The 25702-nt window shown below is 41.7% G+C and carries 27 protein-coding genes and 1 other annotated feature; of the genes, 18 read left to right on the top strand and 9 right to left on the bottom strand.

What is annotated here, in order from left to right; all coding sequences use genetic code 11:
- Window positions 1-127: 127 nt before the first annotated feature.
- Complete coding sequence (locus BA79_RS07905) at window positions 128-1201, top strand: M42 family metallopeptidase (RefSeq protein ID WP_008343043.1); 1074 nt, start codon at window positions 128-130, stop codon at window positions 1199-1201.
- Window positions 1202-1245: 44 nt separating this feature from the next.
- Here BA79_RS07905 and BA79_RS07900 read toward each other — a convergent pair whose 3' ends face one another.
- Window positions 1246-1692, bottom strand: a complete 447-nt coding sequence (locus tag BA79_RS07900) for a YtoQ family protein (RefSeq protein ID WP_007501817.1) — start codon at window positions 1690-1692, stop codon at window positions 1246-1248.
- A 200-nt stretch (window positions 1693-1892) separates the two neighbouring features.
- Here BA79_RS07900 and BA79_RS07895 point away from each other — a divergent pair, with 200 nt between their 5' ends.
- The 11 genes from BA79_RS07895 to ccpA all read left to right on the top strand — a co-directional run bounded on the left by BA79_RS07895 (window position 1893) and on the right by ccpA (window position 13477).
- On the top strand, window positions 1893-2921 hold the full coding sequence (locus BA79_RS07895; RefSeq protein ID WP_017367866.1) for a PTS sugar transporter subunit IIC: 1029 nt from the start codon (window positions 1893-1895) through the stop codon (window positions 2919-2921).
- Complete coding sequence (locus BA79_RS07890; protein WP_003217665.1) at window positions 2908-3228, top strand: thioredoxin family protein; 321 nt, start codon at window positions 2908-2910, stop codon at window positions 3226-3228. The genes BA79_RS07895 and BA79_RS07890 overlap by 14 nt, the downstream gene beginning before the upstream one ends.
- An 18-nt stretch (window positions 3229-3246) precedes the next feature.
- Entirely contained in the window at window positions 3247-4059 is an 813-nt protein-coding gene (locus BA79_RS07885; protein ID WP_008343044.1) for a DUF1444 domain-containing protein, read from the top strand.
- 16 nt (window positions 4060-4075) lie between these two features.
- Window positions 4076-4681, top strand: coding sequence for a YtpR family tRNA-binding protein (ytpR, locus tag BA79_RS07880; RefSeq protein WP_035702057.1), 606 nt, complete (start codon window positions 4076-4078; stop codon window positions 4679-4681).
- A gap of 196 nt (window positions 4682-4877) precedes the next feature.
- Window positions 4878-7634 carry a DNA translocase FtsK gene (locus BA79_RS07875; protein WP_051626184.1) on the top strand — a complete coding sequence of 919 codons (2757 nt, stop codon included), beginning with the start codon at window positions 4878-4880 and terminating at the stop codon, window positions 7632-7634.
- Window positions 7635-7941: 307 nt separating this feature from the next.
- A complete protein-coding gene (gene murC / locus BA79_RS07870) occupies window positions 7942-9240 on the top strand; it encodes a UDP-N-acetylmuramate--L-alanine ligase (protein WP_008343047.1) in 1299 nt (432 codons plus the stop codon).
- Window positions 9241-9463: 223 nt separating this feature from the next.
- Window positions 9464-9880, top strand: coding sequence for a DUF948 domain-containing protein (locus BA79_RS07865; protein WP_017367864.1), 417 nt, complete (start codon window positions 9464-9466; stop codon window positions 9878-9880).
- Between the two features lie 29 nt (window positions 9881-9909).
- Complete coding sequence (locus BA79_RS07860; protein ID WP_007501807.1) at window positions 9910-10380, top strand: YtxH domain-containing protein; 471 nt, start codon at window positions 9910-9912, stop codon at window positions 10378-10380.
- Window positions 10381-10410: 30 nt separating this feature from the next.
- Complete coding sequence (gene ytxJ / locus BA79_RS07855) at window positions 10411-10734, top strand: bacillithiol system redox-active protein YtxJ (protein WP_007501805.1); 324 nt, start codon at window positions 10411-10413, stop codon at window positions 10732-10734.
- Between the two features lie 214 nt (window positions 10735-10948).
- Window positions 10949-12025, top strand: coding sequence for a bifunctional 3-deoxy-7-phosphoheptulonate synthase/chorismate mutase (locus BA79_RS07850; RefSeq protein ID WP_017358315.1), 1077 nt, complete (start codon window positions 10949-10951; stop codon window positions 12023-12025).
- A gap of 450 nt (window positions 12026-12475) precedes the next feature.
- Window positions 12476-13477 (top strand): catabolite control protein A, encoded by a 1002-nt coding sequence (gene ccpA / locus BA79_RS07845; protein WP_035702055.1) that lies wholly within the window; start codon window positions 12476-12478, stop codon window positions 13475-13477.
- A gap of 43 nt (window positions 13478-13520) precedes the next feature.
- Here ccpA and BA79_RS07840 read toward each other — a convergent pair whose 3' ends face one another.
- Genes BA79_RS07840 through BA79_RS07830 form a run of 3 tightly spaced genes read right to left on the bottom strand, consistent with a single transcriptional unit; the run spans window position 13521 to window position 15990 of the window.
- Window positions 13521-14681, bottom strand: a complete 1161-nt coding sequence (locus tag BA79_RS07840; protein ID WP_035702053.1) for an acetoin utilization protein AcuC — start codon at window positions 14679-14681, stop codon at window positions 13521-13523.
- Window positions 14678-15319 carry a CBS and ACT domain-containing protein gene (locus BA79_RS07835; protein ID WP_035702050.1) on the bottom strand — a complete coding sequence of 214 codons (642 nt, stop codon included), beginning with the start codon at window positions 15317-15319 and terminating at the stop codon, window positions 14678-14680. The genes BA79_RS07840 and BA79_RS07835 overlap by 4 nt, the downstream gene beginning before the upstream one ends.
- Window positions 15320-15357: 38 nt before the next feature.
- Window positions 15358-15990, bottom strand: coding sequence for a GNAT family N-acetyltransferase (locus BA79_RS07830; RefSeq protein ID WP_008343062.1), 633 nt, complete (start codon window positions 15988-15990; stop codon window positions 15358-15360).
- A 155-nt stretch (window positions 15991-16145) separates the two neighbouring features.
- Here BA79_RS07830 and acsA point away from each other — a divergent pair, with 155 nt between their 5' ends.
- Window positions 16146-17870 carry an acetate--CoA ligase gene (acsA, locus tag BA79_RS07825; protein WP_017367863.1) on the top strand — a complete coding sequence of 575 codons (1725 nt, stop codon included), beginning with the start codon at window positions 16146-16148 and terminating at the stop codon, window positions 17868-17870.
- A gap of 59 nt (window positions 17871-17929) precedes the next feature.
- Window positions 17930-18165, top strand: a binding site (T-box leader).
- 53 nt (window positions 18166-18218) lie between these two features.
- Complete coding sequence (gene tyrS, locus BA79_RS07820; RefSeq protein WP_035702047.1) at window positions 18219-19487, top strand: tyrosine--tRNA ligase; 1269 nt, start codon at window positions 18219-18221, stop codon at window positions 19485-19487.
- 128 nt (window positions 19488-19615) lie between these two features.
- On the opposite strand, the gene BA79_RS07815 is transcribed toward tyrS, so the two are convergent.
- Complete coding sequence (locus BA79_RS07815) at window positions 19616-19957, bottom strand: antibiotic biosynthesis monooxygenase family protein (protein WP_035702046.1); 342 nt, start codon at window positions 19955-19957, stop codon at window positions 19616-19618.
- A 272-nt stretch (window positions 19958-20229) separates the two neighbouring features.
- Here BA79_RS07815 and BA79_RS07810 point away from each other — a divergent pair, with 272 nt between their 5' ends.
- The 3 genes from BA79_RS07810 to BA79_RS07800 all read left to right on the top strand — a co-directional run bounded on the left by BA79_RS07810 (window position 20230) and on the right by BA79_RS07800 (window position 21765).
- Window positions 20230-20808, top strand: coding sequence for an esterase/lipase family protein (locus BA79_RS07810; protein WP_373368006.1), 579 nt, complete (start codon window positions 20230-20232; stop codon window positions 20806-20808).
- 95 nt (window positions 20809-20903) lie between these two features.
- The gene (locus BA79_RS07805) at window positions 20904-21116 is read left to right on the top strand and encodes a hypothetical protein (protein WP_035702043.1); all 213 of its coding nucleotides are present in this window, start codon (window positions 20904-20906) and stop codon (window positions 21114-21116) included.
- Window positions 21117-21165: 49 nt separating this feature from the next.
- Window positions 21166-21765, top strand: a complete 600-nt coding sequence (locus BA79_RS07800; protein ID WP_135226564.1) for a cysteine hydrolase family protein — start codon at window positions 21166-21168, stop codon at window positions 21763-21765.
- Window positions 21766-21773: 8 nt separating this feature from the next.
- Here BA79_RS07800 and BA79_RS07795 read toward each other — a convergent pair whose 3' ends face one another.
- The 3 genes from BA79_RS07795 to BA79_RS07785 all read right to left on the bottom strand — a co-directional run bounded on the left by BA79_RS07795 (window position 21774) and on the right by BA79_RS07785 (window position 23984).
- Entirely contained in the window at window positions 21774-22334 is a 561-nt protein-coding gene (locus BA79_RS07795) for a hypothetical protein (protein ID WP_035702040.1), read from the bottom strand.
- 236 nt (window positions 22335-22570) lie between these two features.
- On the bottom strand, window positions 22571-23173 hold the full coding sequence (gene rpsD / locus BA79_RS07790) for a 30S ribosomal protein S4 (protein ID WP_007501777.1): 603 nt from the start codon (window positions 23171-23173) through the stop codon (window positions 22571-22573).
- A gap of 310 nt (window positions 23174-23483) precedes the next feature.
- Complete coding sequence (locus tag BA79_RS07785) at window positions 23484-23984, bottom strand: GAF domain-containing protein (RefSeq protein ID WP_008343079.1); 501 nt, start codon at window positions 23982-23984, stop codon at window positions 23484-23486.
- A 126-nt stretch (window positions 23985-24110) separates the two neighbouring features.
- Between BA79_RS07785 and refZ the strand changes: the two genes are divergently transcribed.
- A complete protein-coding gene (gene refZ, locus BA79_RS07780; RefSeq protein WP_017358301.1) occupies window positions 24111-24776 on the top strand; it encodes a forespore capture DNA-binding protein RefZ in 666 nt (221 codons plus the stop codon).
- On the opposite strand, the gene hisJ is transcribed toward refZ, so the two are convergent.
- Window positions 24746-25561, bottom strand: coding sequence for a histidinol-phosphatase HisJ (gene hisJ, locus BA79_RS07775; protein WP_035702037.1), 816 nt, complete (start codon window positions 25559-25561; stop codon window positions 24746-24748). The two genes, refZ and hisJ, sit on opposite strands and share 31 nt — an antisense overlap.
- Between the last annotated feature and the right edge of the window lie 141 nt (window positions 25562-25702).

Raw genomic sequence — 25702 nt, 5'->3', positions numbered from 1 at the left:
CTTGAAAGCATATTCAAAATTTCTGGAGAGATACTTGGAAAACCGAAAGAATTCTTATAGTATAAAGTGAGTGTTATTTTTATAGGAATTTATATGGTCATTACATAGAAATGAGGGTAACTGTCAAATGAACGAAGAAACAATGTCGCTTTTCCGAAATTTAACAGAACTACAGGGAACTCCAGGTAATGAGCACCATGTGCGTGCTTTTATGAAAAAGGAACTTGAGAAATATTCCGATGAACTCATACAGGATCGTCTTGGCGGAGTGTTTGGTGTCCGCAAAGGTCCAGAGAACGCGCCGAAGATTATGGTGGCTGGTCATATGGATGAAGTCGGCTTTATGGTGTCATCCATTACGAAAAACGGAATGATTCGTTTTCAAACACTTGGCGGCTGGTGGAGTCAAGTGATGCTTGCGCAGCGCGTGGATGTTCATACGGATCACGGGCCAATTCCGGGCGTTGTATCGAGCACACCTCCTCACCTTCTGACACCAGAACAAAAAAGCAAACCAGTAAAACCGTCAGATATGCTGATTGATATTGGTGCAGACAGTGAAGAAGAAGCGAAAGAGCTTGGCGTTCGCCCAGGGCAGCAAATCGTTCCTGCAACGGTCTTTACCCCAATGGCCAATCCGAAAAAGATTTTAGCCAAAGCTTGGGATAACCGCTATGGGTGCGGACTTGCCATTGAATTATTGAAAGAATTAAAAGACGAAACCCTCTCATGTCAATTGTATTCAGGTGCAACCGTACAAGAGGAAGTAGGGCTCAGAGGGGCTGAGGTAGCTGCGAATATGATTCAGCCGGATCTGTTCTTTGCTCTAGATGCGAGTCCTGCAAATGATGTGACGGGAGACAAATCACAATTTGGCCAGCTTGGAAAAGGTGCACTTCTTCGTATTTATGATCGCACGATGATTACGCACCGAGGCATGAGAGAATTTGTCCTCGATACAGCCGAAACAAACAATATTCCATATCAATATTTCGTATCGCCGGGCGGTACGGATGCTGGACGTGTTCATATCTCAAATCAAGGTGTACCATCTGCTGTTATTGGTGTATGTGCGCGTTACATTCATACAAGTCACTCTGTCTTGCATGTGGACGATTATGCAGCGGCAAAAGAATTAATTGTTCGTCTTGTGAAAAATTGTGATCAAAGCACGGTGGATTCGATTTATCAACAAGTGTAAACGATCAGAAAAAGGCTGCCTCTTTTAAGAGCACAGCCTTTTTCTTATTCCTGTTCAAACACGTATGACAACGCCTTAATCGCTTGATTCACTGTTTCGACAGTGATATTTGCTTTGTTTGATAATTCCTTTAGGGGATGATGTAATTCTTTAGGACGAATCAAAATAAGGGGTTTTCCTTTGGCGATGGCAGAAGAAGCATCCATTGCCGTGTTCCACTGTTTATATTTCTCACCAAAGCGGGCGATGACAACGTCTGCCTTATTTAATAATAGTTCGGTGCGGAAATTGTTCAAATCAGAAGCCGCATCGTCTTTCAAGATGGCATTTGGCTGCCCGCCTAAAATATCTTCTCCGATGTTATCTGATCGGTCATGATTCTCCATTGGACCAACAAACGTCACTGGTAGTTTCAACGACTGGCTTTTTTCCTTAATTTCATCGCGCCACTGGCTATGAATTTCTCCAGCTAAATAAACCGTTAATTGCATAACAATCTCCTCCTTGTGCACAAACTTAGTAAAGGTTTGCCCTGTTTCTTTTCATGTTACACAAGAAGTGCTTGATAAAGCAAAAAAAATATGATTATGATATTCATGGTAGAGACTATTTTTCATCGTAAGAAGACTACATATAATGGGAAGGACAGGCCTCTTCGTCTTTCCTATGAGAAAGCAGGAAGACGACGTTGATGACTTATTTAAAAAGAAAGGGTATTTCCCTTTCGCCAAAGGTGTATTTTATTGATGCACTCTCTTATATGGCTTTAGGTCTATTTGCTACATTAGTGGTAGGGCTGATTTTAAAAACAGCAGGCGGCCTGTTATCATTTCCTCTCATCGTGGAAATGGGAACGCTCGCTATGGGGCTAATGGGACCAGCAATTGGCGTAGCGGTTGCTTATCGCTTAAACGCTTCTCCTTTAATTATTTTCGCAAGTGTTGTTTCAGGTGCCGCTGGAGCAGAGCTTGGGGGACCTGCTGGAAGCTTCGTGGCTGCTCTCATTGGTGTGGAATTAGGCAAACTGATCAGTGGTGAGACAAGAATTGATATTATTTTAACGCCGCTTGTGACCATTATCACAGGTTTTCTCACCGCTGCTTTCATCGGCCCTGGGATTCAGGCGGTGATGACAGGGCTCGGCAGACTGATCGTATGGGGGACTGATCAAAGTCCACTCATCATGGGCATGCTGGTTGCAACCATTGTTGGACTTTCTCTTAGCTCACCGATTTCAAGCGCTGCGCTTGCGCTGATGCTTGATTTAAGCGGTCTTGCTGCTGGTGCGGCAACGATTGGCTGCTGTGCGCAGATGGTCGGCTTTGCTGCTGCAGGATTTAGAGAAAATCGTTTTGGCGGTCTTGCTGCGGTAGGCATTGGAACATCAAAACTACAGCTGCCGAACATTGTGAAAAATCCACTCATTCTCATTCCGCCGACGATTGCAGGACTGATTCTTGCGCCAATTGGTATCATTGGCTTTGGGATGGTCAATAATGCGGCAGGAGCGGGTATGGGAACGAGCGGACTTGTCGGCCAGCTCATGACTCTCACAGTCATGGGATTTCATCCTTCCGTTTTCCTCGCAATTGCTCTCTTGCATATCGTTGGCCCGGCAGTGATTAGTTTGGTAGTATCAGAATGGATGAGAAAGAAAGGCTATATACAATTCGGAGATTTAAGTATACAAACTGGAGGAATCAAACATGAAAAAAATTGAATCAAACGAAGAATTACAAAAAGTGATTCAAGAAGACTTAACCGTATTACTATTTTCAGCTGACTGGTGCCCGGACTGCACATTTATTGAGCCGTTTTTGCCAGAGCTTGAAGCAAACTATCCAGAATTTGAATACTTCTATGTGGATAGAGATCAGTTCATCGACACTTGTGCAGAGTGGGAAATTTACGGAATTCCAAGCTTTTTAGTCTTTAAAAACGGACAAGAGATCAACCGTTTTGTCAGCAAAGATCGTAAGACAAAGGAAGAGATTGAAGCATTTTTAACAGATTCTCTTTCTAAATAACGAAAGGAGAGTCTTATTATGGCGAAAATGACATCAAGACAGCTTGCCAATCAATTGAAAAGCCGTCTGACGAACGACAGCTGGACCCACCAGTTTGACAGGGAAAAAGATACGCTTCGTGTGGAAGATAAACATACAGGAAAGGGCATCACGCTTGAGCTCCCGCCGATTATTGCAAAGTGGGAAGTAAAGCCTGATGAAACACTGGATGAGATCGTTTATTATGTGAAAGAAGCGCTCAGTGCTATGAAAGGTGAAGCGCAGCACATCTCAGGTAAAGAGAAGCACATTTATCCGGTCATTCGTTCAACGTCCTTTCCAGAAACATCAAGTGATGAGATTCCACTCGTTTTTGATGAGCATACAGCAGAGACAAGAATCTACTATGCACTTGACCTTGGAAGCACCTACAGATTAATTGACGAGAAGATGCTGCAAAAGGAAAACTGGACTAAAGAACGAATCAGAGAAACCGCAAGTTTTAACGTCCGGTCACTAAAGACTGTCGTGAAAATGGATGAAGTGGCGGGCAACCGTTTTTATTTCTTCCGTGCAAACGACGGGTACGATGCAAGCAGAATATTAAATGAATCGATTTTACAAGAATACGCGCAAAAAGTAGAGGGGCAAATGGCTATTTCCGTTCCCCATCAAGATGTGTTCATCATTGCAGATGTACGCAATGAATCAGGCTATGATATTTTAGGGCAAATGTCGATGAGCTTCTTCGCCAGCGGCACGGTTCCGATTACGGCCTTGTCATTTTTATATGACGAAGGCAAGCTTGAACCGATCTTTATTCTTGCAAAAAGTAGACCAAAACAGCAGTAGAAGGGAATTTTGAAGAATGAACGTTTTTTATAATGCAGAAGGTGTCGGCGACACACTCCTTATTTCATTAAAAGATGTAACAAGAGAAGAAGTAGGTCATGAAACGTTTGGAGATGTCGTAAGAATCTTCAATCAAGACACAAAAGAAACAACAGGTTTTAATATTTTCAATGCATCTACTTACATGAAAATTGAAGAAAACGGATCTGTACCGCTTTCTGAAACGCTTGTTCAAGATATCAATGAAATTTTGAACCGCAACGGTGTCAGTGAAACATTAACAGTTGATCTATCACCTAAGTTTGTGGTCGGTTATGTGAAGGAAAAAGAAAAACATCCGAATGCAGATAAACTGAACATTTGCCAAGTAGATGTTGGCGATGAAACCTTACAAATCGTGTGCGGTGCACCAAACGTTGATCAAGGTCAATATGTTGTGGTTGCAAAGGTCGGTGCTGTGATGCCGAGCGGTTTGGTGATCAAAGATGCTGAACTAAGAGGTGTTCCTTCAAGCGGAATGATTTGTTCTGCAAAAGAATTAGATCTTCCGAATGCGCCTGCTGAAAAAGGAATCCTTGTTCTAGAAGGAAGTCACCAAGCTGGCGAACCATTTGAAGCGTAACCTCCCATAAACGGGTACAAATGAGCGAAGAATGTGTTATACCAAAAGTCACTAAGTACGTACTTAGTGACTTTTTTTCATCTACAGACAGCATGAACAGCAAAGCGTAGCACTTTTCTCGCTTTTCTGCATGAAAAAGCAATGGTATACTAAAAATCGCCCAAGAAAACGTAAGGGGAGTTAAAGTGAGTGATAAATGATGAGTTGGTTAGATAAATTTTTTAGTGTATTTTTAGGAGAAGAAAAAAAAGAAGAAAAAGCTGAGAGGCCTGAAACAGGTCCGATTGCACCAAAGCAGCCAGCTGTTGAACAGCATAAAGAATATAAAAAAGTTGAAGATACGAAAGTGTATTATGAATATCCAAAAGGCAATTTCCGCTTTCCTCTCGTTCCAGATGAACCTGCACGTGAGGCAGCAAAGCAGCAAGAAAGAAGGCGCACGCGGCCAAGTCAGCCAAAGGCAAAGCAGACGACCTATCAGCCAAAACAAACGGTGCAGCCTGATCTCAATAAAAAGCCTTTTAAACCAGAGCAAATCCCTTCACCGATCTATGGCTACCACCAGGATATGCGTCCAAAACATGCAGCAGCCAAAGAAGACACATCTTCTGTCAAAATGAAATCGGCAGAAGAAACGTCACAGCGTGTCACACTGTTATCAGAAGAAGCAGAGCGTGAACGGAATGTAAGACAGCAAATGAACATCCCGTCTATACGAAAAGAACAACGTATGGAAGACATGATGTCAGCCCAAACAGCAGAACAAGTAGAGAAGCAACCTGTCACGACCCCGCTTACTTTGCAAGAGGAACTCGCTTATCAAGATCACGTTCAATCAACGATGGAACGTTTATATGACGAGCCTTTCAGTGAGACAGAGGATCAAGATCAAGCTTTGTCACAGACCAAAGACGATCGGGAAGCATTCTTACATATGGAGCAAGCTGAAGCATCTAACGAGCCTCTAGAGATGGAGGAAGAACAGACAGTCACCATTGAACAAGAAGAGCCGATGATTCCGCTTGAAGATGATGCTCAGAAAAAAGAGAGCTTTACATTTGAAACAGCTGAAAGCCCATCACCAGCACTCGACATGGAGATAGAAAGCCCAGTAGAAGAAACTGCGATGCTGGAAGAGAATGAAGTAGAGGCTATGGAAAAAACAACAGAGGCTGCATGGATAGAAGAAAGTCAAGCAGACGTGTCAGCGGCAGCATTTGAACAAGAAGAACCGGTGATCATACAAGATTTGCAAGATGATGATTCCCTGCCGGAAGAAAAATTAACAGATGATGAAGTCATGCCAGTTGAAGAAGCATCAGATGAATTTGCTGACTCTGGACAAGCAGAGATCGCCGCGGATATGGCAGAGCAGCATGAAGAAACGCCCGAAGTAAAACGAGAAGCACCGAATCGTGAAGAACCAAAACCGTCTTCTCCACAGCCAAAGCGCTCAAGCGGTCAAACCTCCACCGTTCCTTTTAACGTCATGATGTTAAAAAGTGATCAGCGCGTGCAAGGACAGAAGAAAACGGCAGATGCACAAGGATATGTATTTCCGAGTTTAGCTCTTCTAGACGTTCCGCCAGCACAAAAAGAAGAGGACGGAACATGGGTGAAAGAACGGGCAGAACTGCTCAATGCCACACTGAAAAACTTCAATGTCAGAGCAAGTGTTGTTCATGTGACGCAAGGTCCTTCTGTTACAAGATTTGAAGTACATCCTGAACCAGGCGTGAAAGTGAACAAAATTACAAACCTGTCAGATGATATCAAACTCAGTTTGTCTGCAAAAGATATTCGAATCGAAGCGCCAATTCCTGGGAAGAACACGATTGGAATCGAAGTGCCGAACCTTCACAGTAAAATGGTTTTCTTGAGAGAAATGATCAGAAGCAGTGCCTTTAGAGACAATCCATCTCCATTAACAGCGGCGCTCGGATTGGATATTTCCGGTCAGCCCGTTGTGGTTGATTTGCAAAAAATGCCGCACGGCTTAATTGCCGGAGCAACAGGTTCAGGGAAAAGTGTCTGTATTAATACCATTCTCGTAAGCCTGATGTTTAAAGCCTCACCTGATGAAGTGAAAATGCTGTTAATCGACCCTAAAATGGTCGAACTGGCGCCGTATAATCACATTCCGCATCTTGTGAGCCCAGTTATTACTGATGCCAAGACAGCAACAGCTGCCCTGAAATGGGTAGTAGATGAAATGGAAAGACGCTACGAATTGTTTGCACACTCTGGTGTGAGAGAAATCAAACGATTTAACGAACTGGTGAAAGAAAAACAAATGGGTGAAAAACTGCCATATCTTGTCGTTGTCATTGATGAGCTGGCTGATTTAATGATGGTCGCACCAAATGAAGTCGAAGAAAGCATTTGCCGAATTGCCCAAAAAGCAAGAGCATGCGGGATTCACTTACTCATTGCGACGCAAAGACCTTCTGTTGATGTCATTACAGGTCTCATTAAAGCAAACATCCCAACAAGAATTGCTTTCTCTGTTTCAAGCCAAGTGGATTCAAGAACCATTATTGATATGGCAGGTGCTGAAAAGCTTCTCGGAAAAGGAGACATGCTGTTCTTAGAAAATGGCTCTGGCAAACCGACAAGGCTGCAAGGGAACTTTGTATCAGATCGAGAGATTGATGAAGTGGTAGCGCATGTGAGAAAACAGCGCAAACCTGTGTTCCTTTTTGAACAGGAAGAATTGATGCTCCAAGGCTCTGCCATTACAGACGAAGATGAATTGTTTATGGACGCATGCCGATTCGCCATCGAGCAAAATAGTGCAAGTACATCCAGTTTGCAAAGAAGATTTAGAATTGGCTACAATCGAGCAGCGAGATTGATTGATATGATGGAACGTGAAGGAATGATCTCTGGTGCAAAAGGCAGTAAGCCAAGAGAGGTCCTCATGACACTGAGTGATTTAGAACAATTGATCTAAACAAACCACTTCATTTTTTTGATAAACATGGTATGATAGCACATAGGTGCAATTTTTGAATTGGACGCTTTTCGCATGCCTGTCTGAACGCTTTTTAACGAAAATGAGCGAAAGCAGGTGTTAGAAATGGGAAAGTTGTCGGATACTAATCATAGTTAATATTGATTAGAATAGGAAGATCGGAAAAAAATCTTTATTTGGAGCTGCGATTTGTGATCAGCTAAGCTAGAGACAAAAATCACAAGTTGCAAATTGAAATGAGCGTCATATACTGTAAGTCAGATAGACGTTTGTTGGAGGTACAATTATGACTGTTTATCATTTTGTTGGAATAAAAGGGACAGGTATGAGTCCACTGGCCCAAATTCTTCATGATACTGGGTATACTGTCCAAGGATCGGATATCGAAAAACATATCTTTACACAGAAAGCATTAGAAGAACGAAATATTAAAATTCTTCCATTTGACCCAGATAATATTCAGCCAGGGATGACGGTGATTGCAGGAAATGCATTCCCAGATACACACCCTGAGATTGAGCGTGCTCTTTCTGAAGGGATTCCTGTCATTCGTTATCATAAATTTCTTGGAGAATACATGGATTCATTTACAAACGTTGCAATTACGGGTGCTCATGGTAAAACATCGACAACAGGTCTGCTTGCACATGTGATGCAAGCGGCAAAACCAACTTCCTACTTAATCGGTGATGGATCTGGAATGGGGAAAGAAAACAGCGAGTATTTTGTATTTGAAGCGTGCGAATACCGCAGACATTTCCTCAGCTACCATCCAGACTATGCGATCATGACCAATATTGATTTTGATCACCCTGATTATTTCACGGATATTGATGACGTGTTCGATGCGTTTCAAAACATGGCACTTCAAGTGAAAAAAGCCATCATCGCCTGCGGTGATGACGAGCATCTTCTCAAGATCCAAGCAAAAGTACCTGTTGTGTACTACGGATTCAATGAAGAAAATGATTTCCAAGCACGAAATGTTGTGAAAAACACAGAAGGCACGACATTTGATGTATTTGTACGTAATACGTTTTATGATACCTTCTACATCCCTGCTTACGGAAACCACAATGTCCTTAACTCATTAGCGGTCATTGCATTATGCCACTATGAGGCCATTGATGTAGAGCTCATCAAAGGTGCTTTAACGACATTTGGTGGTGTGAAACGACGCTTTAATGAAAAAGTAGTCGGTGAACAAGTCTTAATTGACGATTATGCGCACCATCCGACTGAAATTGAAGTCACGATCGAAGCAGCTCGCCAAAAGTATCCAGACCGTGATATTGTAGCAGTCTTCCAGCCGCACACTTTCACTCGTACACAGCAATTTTTAAGTGAATTTGCGGACAGTCTGAAAAAAGCAGACTATGTATACCTCTGTGATATTTTCGGCTCAGCTCGTGAAAACATTGGGAAACTAAGCATTGAAGATTTGCGGGAAAAAATTCCGCAAGCCCAATTGATTGAAGAAGAAGAGACATCTGTGCTGAAAGCACATGAAAATGCGATCTTGGTCTTTATGGGAGCAGGAGATATTCAAAAGTATCTTCGTGCTTATGAGAAAGTCGCAGTATAAGTGCCTATCAAAAAGTGCCGATTCAATCGGCGCTTTTTTATTTTGAATAAAATGTGACAAAGGGGCTAAATGTGACAAGATGTGCCGCTTTTTTTCGTTCGCTGTGGACAGGAATTGGCGAATAAGTGTAGAATTATTATTCAATCGGTCATTCTAGGCGATGTTTGAATGATACAACGAGAGGGTATTGAATTGAATATGCCCGCAGCAAAGGAGGTATCAGATGATTATTATTCTCTATTTAAGCGTTGCACTCATCGCAATCGCTTTCCTCATTCTTGTCATCTACTTGTCCAAAACATTGAAATCCTTACAGCTGACATTAAAGAATGTCGCATCAACTTTAGAAGGTCTTGAAGGACAGATGCAAGGCATCACCACAGAGACAGCACAGTTGCTACATAAGACCAATCAGCTTGCTGAAGATATTCAAGACAAATCGGCAAAACTTAACACAGTTGTGGATGCGGTGCAGGGAATTGGTGGCTCGATCAACCAATTTAATACAAGCATAAAGCAGGCAGCTGGTGCGGTTTCTTCATCCGTTGAACGAAATCAAGAGAAAGTCACGGATGTGGTAAGCTGGAGTAACGCAGCACTTGAAATCTATAAAAAATGGAAACAGCGTAAACAACAATAAACAACCATTTTCGCATAGGAGGAATAATCATGAGCAAAGACGGAATCAATAGCAAAGACTTTTTGATCGGAACACTTATCGGTGGCATTATCGGTGCAACAACGGCATTATTTTTAGCACCAAAGTCAGGGAAAGAGCTTCGCGATGATTTGAACACCCAAGCGAATGCCCTAAAAGAAAAAACAGATCGTCTTACAACAGATGCAAAGGAAAAAGGCACTGAATATGTGACGATTGCGAAAGACAAAACATCTGAATTGTCTCAGCTCGTAGCAGAGCAGTCAAACCAGATTTTAGACAAAGTAAAAGACATAAAAGATCGTACAGCTGGAAAAGCTAAACAAGTAAAAAGCGAAGCAGAAGATGCTGCAGCAAATATTGCAAATGAAGCTTCAGATGTAGCAGATGAAGCAAAAGTAAGAGCACAAGAAGCAAAAGCAGACATTGAAGACGGCATCAAAGATGTCAAAGAAAAAGTAGAACAATCTACGAAAGGCTAACTCGCTGCTTAAGTTAGGAAGGAGCACATCATGTCTAAACAACTCATAGAAACAGAAGAACAGTTTGATCAACTAACGAATCAAGACGGAACCTTTGTCTTTTTTAAGCACAGTTTGACATGTCCAATCAGCCAAGCTGCTTTTCAAGAGTTTGAAGCGTTTGCGTCAGAACATGAGGATGTTCCTGCTTATTTCTTGCAAATTCAAAACACAAGAGAGCTTTCATCCTATGTGACTGAAAAGTCAGGGATCAAGCACGAAAGCCCGCAGGCACTCATCTTTAGCGGTGGCAAAGTAAAGTGGCATGCTTCTCACTCAAGCATTACAAAAGAAGCGCTTGAACATAACATGTAGAAAAACGTCAGCGATTGCTGACGTTTTTTTTATAAAAAAGGTTTACTTGTATCAAAAGTATGCTATAATCTTACACATAATACTTTATCGCTTAAAAGCGTTTGGGTAATAAAGAATTTTTTCGTGACAATTCCGAAATCTTTGTTTATAATAAACCCTATTATAAGAGATCAAAAATAAAAAGCGAGAGCGGGCAGAGGAAAGGATGACAAAAATGAGCAACAATGAATTGGAACAATTGAGACAGCAAGCAGATGAACTAAATCTTCAAATCTTAAAACTGATCAATGAAAGAGGAAACATTGTAAAAGAAATTGGAAAGGCAAAAGAAGCGCAAGGTGTCAACCGTTATGACCCTGTCAGAGAGCGCACAATGCTAAATCAAATTCTTGAAGAAAATGATGGCCCATTTGAAAATTCAACGATTCAACATATTTTCAAAGAAATTTTCAAAGCAGGCTTAGAGCTTCAAGAAGATGACCACAGCAAAGCACTTCTTGTTTCTCGTAAGAAAAAACCTGAAAATACAATTGTAAATATCAATGGAGAAGCGATCGGTGACGGAAAACAACGTTTCATCGTTGGACCATGTGCCGTTGAAAGCTACGAGCAAGTTGCAGAAGTAGCGGCAGCAGCGAAACAGCAGGGACTAAAACTTCTTCGTGGCGGCGCATTTAAGCCTCGCACAAGTCCATACGACTTCCAAGGACTTGGCGTAGACGGTCTAAAGATTCTAAAGCGTGTAGCGGATGAATACGGTCTTGCTGTTATTAGTGAAATCGTGAACCCTGCTCATATTGAAGAAGCGATTGAGCATATCGATGTCATCCAAATTGGAGCACGTAACATGCAAAACTTCGAGCTTTTAAAAGAAGCTGGATCTGTGAACAAACCAGTTCTTTTAAAACGCGGTCTAGCAGCAACGATTTCAGAATTCATCAATGCAGCTGAATACATCATCGCACAAGGAAATGACCAAATCATCCTTTGCGAGCGAGGCATCCGCACTTACGAAACAGCCACAAGAAATACACTAGATATCTCGGCTGTGCCAATCTTGAAACAAGAGACACATTTACCAGTCTTTGTTGACGTGACACACTCAACAGGACGTAGAGATCTACTTCTTCCAACGGCTAAAGCAGCTCTTGCGATTGGAGCAGACGGTGTGATGGCAGAAGTGCATCCAGACCCATCTGTTGCCCTATCTGATTCAGCGCAGCAAATGGACATTCCACAATTCGAAAAATGGTTAGATGCGTTAAGACCACTTGTCAACATTCACGCATAATCATAAATAGAAAAGCCGCCGGATGACAGCCCGGCGGTTTTTTTCATGAAAAAATACGATAAGACTGGCAATGAAAGGAAGAAAACACATTGCAAGCTTAAAACACGCTTGTTCACAATGTTTTCATTTTTAAAATTTGATAGAATCTGCTAAGATCATTGTCATAGCTGACGTTCACGACGACTTTTGGTGAAATATGATTCAATTTACAGGTAACAAGCTCATTAAAGTTTGTTTAATTTAGTTATAAAAAGAAAGGGAACGTTTTCATATGATGAAAAAACGTGTATAATTTCATAAAAGAAGGTCATTTTGATGTAGATTGAAAAATTATGTGTCTCTTTTCATCGTTTTAATGACAAATAGGATATTATTTTCCTCGTATCTGACATGTCTCTATCCAATTGGTGAATGCTATAGATATGAAGTGTATTTGAAGGAGTGATTTATGTGAATAATGTTACAATATATGATGTAGCAAGAGAAGCAAACGTAAGTATGGCAACGGTATCACGCGTTGTTAATGGTAATCCAAACGTAAAACCAACAACAAGAAAAAAGGTGCTTGAAGCAATTGATCGTCTCGGCTACCGTCCGAACGCAGTCGCACGAGGCCTTGCAAGTAAAAAGACCACAACAGTTGGGGTCATCATCCCTGATATTTCAAGTATCTTCTATTCAGAGCTTGCACGAGGAATTGAAGATATTGCGACGATGTACAAGTACAACATTATTTTGAGCAACTCAGACCAAAATACTGATAAAGAACTTCATTTGTTAAACACAATGCTTGGCAAACAAGTAGATGGAATCGTTTTTATGGGCGGAAACATTACAGATGTGCATGTGGAAGAATTTAAGCGCTCTCCTGTACCAATTGTACTTGCAGCATCTGTTGAAGAGCAGGCACAAACACCATCAGTCAACATTAACTATGAACAAGCCATTTATGATTCAGTTCAGCTATTAGTTGAAAAAGGACATAAACGAATTGCGTTTGTATCTGGACCAATGTCAGAACCAATTAACTCTATGAGAAAGCTTGCTGGTTATAAGCGTGCGCTTGAAGAAGCTGGTATCGTATTTGACGAAGCGCTTGTTGCTGAAGGAGACTACTCATATGACTCTGGTATTGAAGCGCTGGCTAATCTGCTTGATCAATCTGACAAGCCGACGGCTGTGATTGCAGCGACTGACGAAATGGCGCTAGGTGTCATTCATGGAGCGCAGGACAGAGGCGTATCAATTCCTGAAGATTTAGAAGTGATTGGCTTTGATAACACAAGACTATCCCTCATGGTGCGCCCTCAATTGACAACAGTTGTTCAGCCGACTTACGATATTGGCGCTGTTGCGATGAGACTTTTGACAAAGCTCATGAACAAAGAACAAGTAGAAGATCAAATTGTTGAATTGCCACATAGAATCGAAGAAAGACAATCGACGAAATAAAAAAGAAAGCAGGCTCACTTGATCAGTGGACGCCTGCTTTTTTTTATGCCTTTTTCTTTTCTCGTCGAACAGGCATGAGTGCTTTTTCTACCGTTTGTGCATTTTTTTCTGTAATTTCTGCTCTTCTTGGAATCGGTGGATATAAATCGTCAGGATCTAGCCATGTGGATGGAAGCGGAACAGGCGATTGTTTTTCCCATGCCCGAATCCATTCCAGAGGAAGCGCATCTGGTGGTGTAATGCCTTTCATCTCAAGCCAAATGCGGCTCCATGCTCTTGGGACGACACGCCAAATATCATAGCCGCCTCCGCCCACAGCGATCCATTTTCCATCACAATATTGATGCGCCAGCTCATGGGCAATTCTAGGAATTTCCTCATATATTTTCATGGTAGCAGATAAATGTGTCAAAGGGTCATAATAGTGGGCATCTGCTCCATTTTGCGTCAAAATGACATCTGGTTTAAAAAAAGCAGCAATCTCTGTCACTGCTGTTCGATAGGCTTCTAAAAATGATTCGTCTTCTGTAAATGCGTCAAGCGGGATATTATATGCATAGCCATAGCCTTTATCATGACCCCTTTCCTGTACTTGTCCAGTTCCAGGGAACAAATAGCGCCCTGTTTCATGAATGGAAACAGTACATACCTCTGGATCATCATAGAAGCTAAATTGTACACCATCGCCATGATGAGCATCTGTATCAATATATAAAATTCTAGCGCCATATGTCTTTTGAATATACTGAATGGCCACCGAGCTGTCATTATAAATACAAAAGCCAGAGGCACGTCCTTTAAATCCATGATGAAGCCCGCCGCCAAGATTGAGCGCATGCTGCGAATGTCCAAGCATCACTTGATCAACCGCTGTTAATGTCCCGCCAACTAGGAGAGAAGCTGCCTCGTGCATCCCTGCAAACATCGGGGTGTCCTCAGTGCCAAGACCATAACGTTCCCCCTCTGCGGTGGACAGTTTTCCTTCACTTGCCCGCTGTACTGCTTGAATGTAGTCTGCTGTATGGACAAGCTTTAACTCCTCCAGCGTCGCCATACGAGGTGCGACAATCTCATCATCCGTTAACGCCTTCATTTTTTGAAGAAGATCATAAGTTAAGTAGACGCGAAGCTGATTGAAGGGATGATCTTGGTGAAACTGGTACGTTTGAAAAGATGGTGAAAAAACAAAGGTCGCTTCCTTCATTTGATCGTCTGCTCCATAGGCCATAGCACCTTATAGCCTTTTGCACGAATTAGCTTCGTCACATGATCAGCATGCATCGTTTGAAGGCGGAAGACGAGCACTTTAGAGGATTCATTGGCATGTGGGTACACGAGTACACTCAGCATTTGAATATGCTGCTCTTTTAAAATGGCCGTAATGTCTGCAAGACCCTCTGTCACTTGCGCTACTTCAACCTCTAAATGTGATCCAGGCTGATCTGCACCTGTTAGTCTTACAAACGTACGAAGTAAATCTGTTTTTGTGATGATCCCTACAAGCTTGCCGCGTCTCACAACGGGAAGACAGCCAATTCCGTGTTCAAAAAAGACACTTGAAATCTCCTCAACGAAATCAAGCGGATGAGCGGTAATCGTCTCTAGCACCATGATGTCTTCAACCGGCCGCTGAATAAAAAGCTGCCTTTTCTCTGTTTCAAAAATACTTGGACTGGCATTTTTAATATCCCGATCTGTCACCATCCCAATGACAGATCCCTGCTCAGATACGATGGGAATATGCCGAATGTGATGTGCACTCATTTTTTGAATGGCCTCTTCAATCGTATCGGTTTTGCGAAGCGTGATCACATCACGCTCCATAATTTGTTCAATCATCATGTTTACCAATCCCCTTTGCCAAAAAAACGAATTGAACGTTAATACATAAAGCGCTGATGGAAGCGAAGACGATCGAAACGCTCGATCGAATCAGGACTTACATTTTTTCCGATCCGTGCCATTAAACAATTGGCTGGATGTGAGCTGATCTCTGGCTCGTCTGTTGCAAACCAGACAAGACCGCCTGCGTTCATCATTTTCTCCATCATTTTGCGGTACTCCCACACGTTTTTCTTTGTCCCCTTTAAATCCCAATGCCAGTAATATTCAGTTGTAATGATAATGTAATTCTCCATTTGCTCATCCATCATGCTCACATCCAGTAAATGCTTGCCAAGTGAACAGCCTCTGAATGGAGGAGCGACTTCAATGGCACCGAGCTCAATTAAATTGTCCATGTTGCCTTCTGACCAGCGTTCAAGCGGATCAGGGTACAAATACGTGACATAGCCTACGACAAGCTCATCCACCCTAGCAATGATAATACGTCCTTCAGGAAGATCTGCTATTTCAACAAGTGCTTGTTTCTGTTCCTCAGGCGTGCGAAATGCCGTTAGTCCTTCATGAAACGTATAGTTCGCAAGCTCTGATGCAGGTACCGGTCCTTCAATCAGGATGGTGCCTGTTTCTCTCGTAATTGTTTTTGAATAATAAGTTTTAGGATGCTCCACGTATCCACCGCCTCAAATTCTAGTGAGTCGTCTCTATTTTATCTTAAATCTGACAATAATTAAAACGGTTTCATCAGAAGTTTTTTAAAAATTGAGAAAAAAAGTCATCTATACTATAATGGTCATTGTAAACGTATGCAAAGGGGGACTGTTTGATGAAAGTGGAAACGCTACCATCAGTAAAAGGGGACTATCATTTAAATGATTATGAGCAAGCATACAAAGAATTTTCATGGGAGGAAGCGAGAAAAAATTTCTCTTGGTATGAAACAGGAAAAGTAAATGCAGCTTATGAAGCGATTGACAGACATGCGGACTCGTTTCGTAAAAACAAGGTGGCGCTTCACTACAAAGATTCACAGCGGGATGAAAAGTATACGTTCAGGGATATGAAAATCAAGACAAACAAAGCAGGAAATCTATTAAGAGAACAGGCACATGTGCAAAAAGGGGATCGCGTGTTTATCTTTATGCCAAGATCACCTGAGCTCTATTTTCTACTGCTTGGTGCTGTCAAAATTGGTGCGATCGTCGGTCCGTTATTTGAGGCATTTATGGAAGGTGCCGTCAAAGATCGTTTAGAAAATAGTGAGGCAAAAGTGATTGTGACAACGCCTGATCTGCTTGAGCGGATTCCGTTTGCAGAACTTCCAAAGCTTGAATCCGTCATCATTGTCGGTGGTGAAAAAGAGGATGCAGATGGTGTGCGGACAATTCACTTTGAAGAAGCATTTGAGCAGGCAGCGAAGGAACTTGAAATTGAGTGGATGGATGAAAAAGATGGATACCTGCTTCATTACACGTCAGGGTCCACTGGTACGCCAAAAGGTGTGCTCCATGTTCATGGGGCAATGGTGCAGCAAGGCCAGACGGGTAAATGGGTACTTGATTTGAAAGAAGAAGATGTCTACTGGTGTACAGCTGATCCAGGCTGGGTAACAGGGACGGTGTACGGTATTTTTTCTCCGTGGCTGAATGGAGCGACGAATGTCATTTTAGGCGGCAGGTTCAACCCTGATACGTGGTACGAAACCATTGAATCGCTTGGTGTGACCGTTTGGTACAGTGCACCGACAGCCTTCAGAATGTTGATGGGAGCAGGAGACGATCTCATTCAAAAATATGATCTCAGCTCACTCCGTCATGTGTTAAGTGTAGGAGAGCCACTTAATCCAGAAGTGATCCGCTGGGGAGACGCTGTATTCGGTAAACGAATTCATGATACTTGGTGGATGACAGAAACAGGTGCACAGCTGATTTGTAACTATCCATGCATGGATATCAAACCAGGGTCAATGGGGAAACCAATTCCAGGCGTTGAAGCTGCGATTGTAGATAATGCCGGAAATGAACTTCCGCCATACCGGATGGGGAACCTTGCCATCAAAAAAGGTTGGCCGTCTATGATGCATACGATCTGGAACAATCCTGAAAAATATGAATCTTACTTTATGCCGGGAGATTGGTATGTTTCAGGAGATTCAGCTTATATGGATGAAGACGGATACTTCTGGTTCCAGGGACGTGTCGACGATGTCATTATGACGTCAGGAGAGCGGGTCGGTCCATTTGAGGTAGAAAGTAAACTGGTGGAACATCCGGCCATTGCAGAGGCTGGTGTCATCGGAAAACCAGATCCTGTGCGCGGTGAAATTATTAAAGCATTTATAGCGCTTAGAAGCGGATACGAACCGACAGATGAGCTAAAAGAAGAGATTCGTACGTTTGTGAAAAAAGGACTCGCTGCACATGCAGCACCGAGAGAAATTGAGTTTAAAGACAAACTGCCAAAAACACGCAGCGGTAAAATTATGAGACGTGTGCTAAAAGCGTGGGAACTGAATTTACCTGCTGGCGATCTCTCGACAATGGAAGATTAATCACTTCCGTCAGTTGACTTGATATCAAAAGTATGTTAAAAATGACTTTAGTTGAATATGAAAAGGTTTTGACTGAGATTCAGTAGAATCATCTTTCCCTGTCCAAGAGAGCTGACGGCTGGTGCGAGTCAGTACAAAGAGATATTCGAATTACCCTCACGAACCGCTTTTACGAAAAGGAGCATATGCTATCTGATTAGTGAAAGAACGGATCTGTCCGTTATCAGTGTAAGTGAAAAGACGTGTTGTTTTGTCTTTTAAGCAGGGTGGTACCGCGATATATATCGTCCCTTCGTTCATTCGAAGGGGCGTTTTTTATGTTGAATTGTAAAAAAAGGAGATTTGGATATGAGTCAATTGATGGAAGATTTATCGTTCAGAGGATTAATTCAGCAGCAAACAGATGAAGAAGGTTTAACAAAATTATTAGCAGAAGAAAAAATCAAGCTATACTCCGGCTTTGATCCAACAGCTGACAGCTTGCACATTGGTCACTTACTCCCAATTTTAACATTGCGCAGATTCCAAGAAGCAGGTCATCATCCGATTGCACTTGTTGGCGGCGCAACTGGACTGATTGGTGACCCAAGTTTCAAAAAAGCAGAACGTTCACTAAACCCAGCAGAAATCGTCGAACAGTGGTCAGAGAAAATCAAAGGACAGCTCTCTCAATTCCTTGATTTTGAAGCAGGTGACAACCCAGCTGTTATCGTCAATAACTATGACTGGATCAGTCAAATGAATGTCATCACGTTCCTTCGTGATATTGGAAAGAACTTCGGTGTCAACTTCATGCTCGCAAAAGATATCGTCAGCTCCCGTATTGAAACAGGGATTTCGTACACAGAATTCAGCTACGTGATTCTGCAATCATTAGACTTTTTGAACCTTTACAGAAATGAAAACTGTAAGCTGCAAATCGGCGGAAGTGACCAGTGGGGAAATATCACATCTGGACTTGAGTTGATCCGTAAGTCAGAAGCAGAAGGGGCTAAAGCATTCGGTCTCACCATGCCGCTTGTCACAAAAGCAGACGGCACGAAGTTTGGGAAAACAGAAGGCGGTGCCATCTGGTTAGATAAAGAAAAAACATCACCATATGAATTCTACCAATTCTGGATTAACACAGATGACCGTGATGTCGTGAAATACTTAAAATACTTTACGTTCTTATCAAAAGAAGAGATCGCATCGTATGAAGAAAAAGTGCAAACAGCCCCTGAAAAACGTGAAGCACAGCGCCGTTTGGCAGAAGAAGTCACAACACTTGTGCATGGCCGTGAATCACTAGAACAGGCTGTCAACATCTCAAATGCGCTATTTAAAGGCGAGATCAAATTTCTTACAGCAGAAGAAGTGAAAGTAGGCTTTAAAGATGTGCCATCAATGGAGAAAGACAGTGCAGAAGAATTAACACTTGTTGATGTTCTTGTCGAATCAAAACTGTCTCCATCAAAACGTCAAGCACGTGAAGATATTACAAACGGTGCCGTCTACATCAACGGAGAGAGACAAACCGACAAAGACTATGTCCTTTCAGCTGAAGACCGAATTGAAAACCAATTTACCGTCTTAAGAAGAGGGAAAAAGAAATACTTCCTTGTAACGTATAAATAAATCCTTATGAAACAGTAAGTACCATGAAAAGCACCTCAAATGTTCATATACATTGAGGTGTTTTTCTTTTTTATTCAGAAGTAGGAATTAAGCTTTTACAGAGCGGTTTTCTCTCATTTGTCTGTTTCTTATTCAAGAAGTGAATCTTCGTTTGTATAAGCATGTTCTACCTTACAAATTCGGGTTGTATAGGATTCATACCAATCTTTTTTTCCTTTTTTTTGAACACGCTGATGTGCTGTATGTGCTTTCCATTCTTTGATGGCTGCTAATGAATCCCAGTAAGAGACAGTGATTCCAACACCATGTTCATCTCGTGCACTTTCTATTCCAAGAAACCCGTCTAGTTCTTTCGCTAATTGTTCCATTTTTTGAGCAGCAGCAGCGTATTCTTTCTGCTCAACCTTCGTTCGTTTTGATGTGAAAATGACTGCATAGTAAGGTGGTGCAGGTGTTTGAGTAAATAGCATCTAGTAGAACCTCCTTTTGTCTATTCACATTATATATGAAAGATAGAGAGGCTCGTAGTCTTTTTGTTTTAATTTCAAAAAGACCATGGTGCTTTTTCATTAGGTATTGTGCTGTAAAATCATCTCATAAAACATTACCTTGTTCACTTTTCTGACATATTTTTCTTGTATAAAATAGAGTCGAATAAGATGAATAAGGGGGAATGAAAGTGATTCGATTTAAGAAAAAGAGTTTGCAAATTCTTGTTGCCCTTGCCTTAGTGCTAGGTTCAATGGCCTTCATCCAGCCGAAAGAAGCCAAAGCGGCTGCGCATAATCCGGTTGTGATGGTGCATGGTATGGGCGGTGCGTCTTATAACTTTGCTTCGATCAAACGATACTTGGTATCACAGGGATGGGATCAAAACCAACTTTTTGCAATCGATTTCATAGACAAAACAGGTAATAACCTGAACAATGGCCCGAGGCTCTCTAGATTCGTCAAAGATGTACTAGCCAAAACGGGCGCCAAAAAAGTAGATATTGTGGCTCATAGTATGGGTGGTGCGAACACGTTATACTATATTAAAAACCTAGACGGCGGAGATAAAATTGAAAACGTCGTCACACTTGGTGGAGCGAATGGACTCGTATCACTCAGAGCATTACCAGGCACCGATCCAAATCAAAAAATTCTTTACACATCTGTCTATAGCTCAGCCGATCTCATTGTCGTCAACAGCCTCTCACGCTTAATTGGCGCGAGAAACGTCCTCATCCACGGCGTTGGACATATCGGTCTATTAACCTCAAGCCAAGTCAAGGGCTATGTGAAAGAAGGATTGAATGGCGGAGGACAGAATACGAATTAAAAAATGAAAAAGACAGCGATTTGTGCTGTCTTTTTTGATGTCATGGTTATATAGGGTCTACTAGGTGTTGCAGAAGGTTTTTAGGAGGATAAAAGATGACGCAAAAACTCAAACAATATTTCTTAGGCTACTTTCTCTATTTCCCATGTTCATTTCTGATTATCTATATGATCTGGATGGCAATCGTCAAATCAGTGCAATGGGCAGAAGTCATATCTAATTGTACATCCATCATTGGTATCTATTACTTAATAGCCAGTGTGTGGTTTGTCTTTTTACTGCAAAAACAGACAAAACATCGTACATAGCCAAATAAAAACATGTACAAATCAACCACCATTCCTTACACTACAAGTAATGATTCAGATTCTTTGGAGGTGGGGATTTGTGCAACAACATCAAAAGGCTTTGATTATGGTTGATGTACAGAAAGCATTCGAGCACGAAAAATGGGGAGAACGGAATAACCTAGATGCAGAGAAGAATATCAGTCGTCTATTGACGTTTTGGAGAGAAAAAGGCTGGACAGTCATTCATATTCAGCATACATCGGATCAGCCGCACTCCTTATTTCATCCAGCAAATGAAGGGCACTCCTTCAAAGAGATCGCCAAACCGCTAGATGAAGAAACGGTCATACAAAAGAAAGTCAACAGTAGCTTTATAGGTACAAACTTAGAGGAACAACTAAGATCAAACGAGATCGACACTGTTGTGATTGCTGGACTTACAACACCGCACTGCGTATCTACCACAACAAGAATGAGTGGAAACCTAGGCTTTGAGACATACCTCATGTCGGATGCAACAGCCGCCTTTGGACTCGCAGATCAAACCGGTACATACTATGATCCAGAAACGATCCATCGCCTTTCACTTGCAACACTGCATGACGAATTTGCGACTATCCTGACAACTGAGCAGCTGATCACAAATTGGGCAAGCAAAAGCTCCTAGAATCATCTCTAGGAGCTTTTTGCTTGTTCATCCAGCGGCTGTTTTCGTTGTTCAATACTTGAGTAGATGAGATCAATTCCAATAAATAAGAAGCTGACAAAGAAAGATAAAATGAGTGTGCCGTGCTCCCAAATGGAGACATTGACTATGTTCATATTAAGGACAAACTTAATTGAGAAATGCACAACGATCCATGAGAGTAAAAATTCAAAGATAAACGTGAACCATTGAGGAAATCTTAGCAAAGAGGAAATTCCTTTACCAATGAATACTAAAAAGATCGACCAAAAAAGAACAATCCCACTGACGAATAGACAGAAGGTCAATAATGAAAGAAATGATGCATAGGTAATATATTCTCCAAAAAGAAAATTCACTCCTAATGAAACAACATAAAGTACAGAACTTGGAATGATGATGACAAAACTAATCGAAAAAAAGATGAGTAAAATGAGGAGAATTTCAGCGATAGCTCCAGGCGCTTCATCGACAACTTTTGTCTTTCTCAAAATCGCATAGATAACAATTGAAATGAGCATAAGTGCTAACATAAATGAAATAATCGACAAATTGCTTTCCTCCTTAACGTTCTTTACATTATTGTTTTAAGTTGTGAGTTATCCAGTAAATGTAATTGTAAGAGGAAAACGAAAAAGAGTAAAGAGTAATCGGTGTTCTAATTTTCTTGTGTGTAAATTTGTAGCTAGAGAGTATCGTACAAAAGACCAAACAAAAAACCCTAGAAATCCTTGAACAATCAAGGTCTCTAGGGTTTGTTTGATCACTCTCTGAGAGAGTCATGAAATTAACGAGAGTAGAACTCAACGATTAGTTGTTCGCTGATTTCAGGCGCTAATTCAGAACGCTCTGGAAGACGAGTGAAAGTTCCTTCAAGCTTTTCAGCATCGAAAGTAAGGTATTCAGGTACGAAGTTGTTCACTTCAACTGATTCTTTCACAACTGCAAGGTTTTGAGATTTCTCACGAAGAGCAATCGTTTGACCTGGTTTCACAGAGAAAGATGGGATGTCTACACGGCTTCCATCAACAAGGATGTGACCATGGTTTACTAGCTGACGAGCTTGGCGGCGCGTACGAGCAAGGCCAAGACGGTATACTAGGTTGTCAAGGCGAGTTTCAAGAAGGATCATGAAGTTTTCACCTTGTTTACCAGGAAGTTTAGCAGCTCTGTCAAAAAGAGTACGGAATTGACGTTCGTTGACACCGTACATGTGACGAAGCTTTTGCTTCTCTTGTAATTGTAAACCGTATTCAGATAGTTTTTTGCGTTGTCCTGGACCATGTGGGCCTGGAGCGTAAGGGCGTTTTTCAAGTTCCTTACCTGTTCCGCTTAATGAAATGCCTAAACGGCGGGAAATCTTCCAACTTGGACCTGTATAGCGAGCCATAATGTGACTCCTCCTTATTGTTTTTATTTGTGAAAAATAAAAACCGTCTGTTCTTTGTCTTTTCCGTCATTATGTTTTCATGCATCCTCGCTCCAGCAGCAGGGAGTTACAAGATGCACCTCCATATAGAAGGAACAAAATGATACAAAAAAGCCGAACAAAAAGGCTGCCATATTTCACACAAACTCTATTATATGACGCCAGATAGGAGAAGTCAACCTATTTAAAGAGGAGAAGGTCAAACGTGGTCGGCATTCATTCGGGAAGAAAGCAAAACAAAAAAGCAGACGCATTGTCTGCTTTTCAAGTATCATGACACATCAGTAGATGCTGATAACGCATTTTGGACAACCTCTGTAAATTGAACTAAGTACGTTTCATCTATTGCATTGAAACGATCTTTCACTGGACTGTCAATATCGAGTACCCCAATGATTTGTCCATTTACTTTAAGTGGGATCACAATTTCAGATTGCGATGCTGCATCACATGCAATATGACCAGGGAATGCATGCACATCAGCGATACGCTGTACATCACCTGTCGCAAATGCTGTACCGCAAACCCCTTTTCCAGAAGGAATGCGTACACATGCGGGCAGTCCGTTGAATGGACCAAGCACAAGCTCTCCGTCTTTTGCTAAATAAAATCCAGCCCAATTGACTTCAGGAAGCGAGTGATAAAGCAGCGCCGCAGCATTGGCTAGGTTGGCAATGAGATCAGGTTCACCATCCGTAATCGCTTCTACTTGCTTGATGAGTAATTGATAGTCTTTCGATGGATCGCCAGACTGTTTTTCGACATGAAACATGAAAATCTCCTACTTTCTATCTCAAAAATACATAACTTGCGCTTCGCATGTGGGATTTGTCGAGCAATGATTAAAGGAACTTCCGCCTTCACCTTGAAGTATGTACACATGAAGAGGGGTGAGCGGATGAAAACATCAACAACCGTGCAAACAAAAGACCGTATTATTGAAGCTGCCATCAGACTTTTTAACCAAAAAGGATTTTCTGGAACCTCTGTCCGTGAGATTGCGAAGGAAGCAAACGTCAACGTTGCCCATATATCTTATTACTTTCAAGGAAAAGGAGGGCTGCTCGAGCAGCTCGTATCCGATTTTTATGAAGGGTACATTCAGATGATTGAATCGCACATCCAGCACATGGAAACCCGTCATGCAAAAGAATGTTTACTTCATGTGGTTTTTGATATTTTATCTTATCAGCATGAAAATCGTCAATTAACCCGTTTCGTTTATCGAGAAGTGACCATTGATTCAACGCTGATCAGGGAAATCATGTCCACCTATTTAACAAAGGAAAAATACTTGTTTCAGCTCATCATTGAAAAAGGAAAAAGCACCCATGTGATTTGTAAGCAGCTGTCACTCTCATCATTTATGATCCAGCTAAAATCACTTCTGATGATGCCATATCTGCAGCCGCAATATTTAACAGAGGTGCTTTATATCAACCCAAGCGAGCCTTACTTTTATCAAACGTACTATAAGGAACTGAGCCGGTCGCTTCATCATCTGTTAGAACCAAATGAACCCGCACTTGATCCTCACCTGAAACTCATGATGTCTTCAAATTGATCATACGCATACCCGAGATCTTCCGCTTGATGGGCATCAGACCCGAATATGAGCGGAATTTTTTTCTGTTTTGCAAGATCGATCATCCATTGATCTAAATAGATACTTCTGGCATATGTTTTACGAAGACCTGATGTATTAAAATCTAAGGACATGCCTTTTTTTGCCGTTTCTTCAAGACAAAGGGTCACCCTTTGACATAGTTTTGGCGACATTTCGTATGGGAAAAGTTGTTTGAATTTCTGGACAAGGGTGATATGACCGATTCTCTTTGGCTTATATGGACCTAAAGATGATAGAATAGAAGAATGAATTTGGTCATAGTAGCTTTGATAGACGTGTTCGGTGCTGCCATAGATACTGATCAGCTGCTTGAAGGCGTGCTCATCAAAATCAAGACAAATATAATCATTGCCAGCAGGAAGAAAGTGAACAGATAAAATGCTATCGTCTAGTTCAGGGCCGTAGCAGTCTAAAAAGGCACTTGTTTCCTCTTCATACTCTTTGATATAGTCGACCTCAAGCCCAGTTTTTACTATTAACTGTCCTTTGTATTCCTGTTTCAGCTGATCCAGCTTCGTCAAATACGCTTCAAGGTCTTGAAGCTTCATGGCACTATCCTGCTCAGGCGTTGGATCTCGAAACGAAGGAGGCAGCGGGGCATGCTCGGTAAAGGTGATGGAATCAAATCCCTTTTTCATTGCTTTTTCAATATAAGAATGAAAAGGATCAAGCGTACCGTGCGGGCAAAATGGCGTATGTAAATGTGCATCTTGTTTCAACATGTCGTCACCTCTTGTCGATATTTTGAAAAACGTCATGTTTATCAGCGAAAATAATGAAAAATCATGACCAAAAATGCTGGTTACATGGTATCATAATAACAATGAAAACGACAGCTTCCGCATACATAAAAACAGGTCACA

The organism is Bacillus altitudinis 41KF2b (genome assembly GCF_000691145.1).
Lineage (GTDB): Bacteria > Bacillota > Bacilli > Bacillales > Bacillaceae > Bacillus > Bacillus altitudinis.
The sequence above is the reverse complement of the archived record's forward strand: the minus strand, read 5'-3'. Positions and strand labels throughout refer to the sequence as shown.

Coding starts and splice junctions, on each gene's coding strand:
- BA79_RS07905 (WP_008343043.1), top strand. CDS start 128: ATGAACGAAGAAACAATGTCGCTTTTCCGAAATTTAACAGAACTACAG.
- BA79_RS07900 (WP_007501817.1), bottom strand. CDS start 1,692: ATGCAATTAACGGTTTATTTAGCTGGAGAAATTCATAGCCAGTGGCGC.
- BA79_RS07895 (WP_017367866.1), top strand. CDS start 1,893: ATGACTTATTTAAAAAGAAAGGGTATTTCCCTTTCGCCAAAGGTGTAT.
- BA79_RS07890 (WP_003217665.1), top strand. CDS start 2,908: ATGAAAAAAATTGAATCAAACGAAGAATTACAAAAAGTGATTCAAGAA.
- BA79_RS07885 (WP_008343044.1), top strand. CDS start 3,247: ATGGCGAAAATGACATCAAGACAGCTTGCCAATCAATTGAAAAGCCGT.
- ytpR (WP_035702057.1), top strand. CDS start 4,076: ATGAACGTTTTTTATAATGCAGAAGGTGTCGGCGACACACTCCTTATT.
- BA79_RS07875 (WP_051626184.1), top strand. CDS start 4,878: ATGATGAGTTGGTTAGATAAATTTTTTAGTGTATTTTTAGGAGAAGAA.
- murC (WP_008343047.1), top strand. CDS start 7,942: ATGACTGTTTATCATTTTGTTGGAATAAAAGGGACAGGTATGAGTCCA.
- BA79_RS07865 (WP_017367864.1), top strand. CDS start 9,464: ATGATTATTATTCTCTATTTAAGCGTTGCACTCATCGCAATCGCTTTC.
- BA79_RS07860 (WP_007501807.1), top strand. CDS start 9,910: ATGAGCAAAGACGGAATCAATAGCAAAGACTTTTTGATCGGAACACTT.
- ytxJ (WP_007501805.1), top strand. CDS start 10,411: ATGTCTAAACAACTCATAGAAACAGAAGAACAGTTTGATCAACTAACG.
- BA79_RS07850 (WP_017358315.1), top strand. CDS start 10,949: ATGAGCAACAATGAATTGGAACAATTGAGACAGCAAGCAGATGAACTA.
- BA79_RS07840 (WP_035702053.1), bottom strand. CDS start 14,681: ATGAAGGAAGCGACCTTTGTTTTTTCACCATCTTTTCAAACGTACCAG.
- BA79_RS07835 (WP_035702050.1), bottom strand. CDS start 15,319: ATGATGATTGAACAAATTATGGAGCGTGATGTGATCACGCTTCGCAAA.
- acsA (WP_017367863.1), top strand. CDS start 16,146: ATGAAAGTGGAAACGCTACCATCAGTAAAAGGGGACTATCATTTAAAT.
- tyrS (WP_035702047.1), top strand. CDS start 18,219: ATGAGTCAATTGATGGAAGATTTATCGTTCAGAGGATTAATTCAGCAG.
- BA79_RS07815 (WP_035702046.1), bottom strand. CDS start 19,957: ATGCTATTTACTCAAACACCTGCACCACCTTACTATGCAGTCATTTTC.
- BA79_RS07810 (WP_373368006.1), top strand. CDS start 20,230: ATGGCCTTCATCCAGCCGAAAGAAGCCAAAGCGGCTGCGCATAATCCG.
- BA79_RS07805 (WP_035702043.1), top strand. CDS start 20,904: ATGACGCAAAAACTCAAACAATATTTCTTAGGCTACTTTCTCTATTTC.
- BA79_RS07800 (WP_135226564.1), top strand. CDS start 21,166: ATGATTCAGATTCTTTGGAGGTGGGGATTTGTGCAACAACATCAAAAG.
- rpsD (WP_007501777.1), bottom strand. CDS start 23,173: ATGGCTCGCTATACAGGTCCAAGTTGGAAGATTTCCCGCCGTTTAGGC.
- BA79_RS07785 (WP_008343079.1), bottom strand. CDS start 23,984: ATGTTTCATGTCGAAAAACAGTCTGGCGATCCATCGAAAGACTATCAA.
- refZ (WP_017358301.1), top strand. CDS start 24,111: ATGAAAACATCAACAACCGTGCAAACAAAAGACCGTATTATTGAAGCT.
- hisJ (WP_035702037.1), bottom strand. CDS start 25,561: ATGTTGAAACAAGATGCACATTTACATACGCCATTTTGCCCGCACGGT.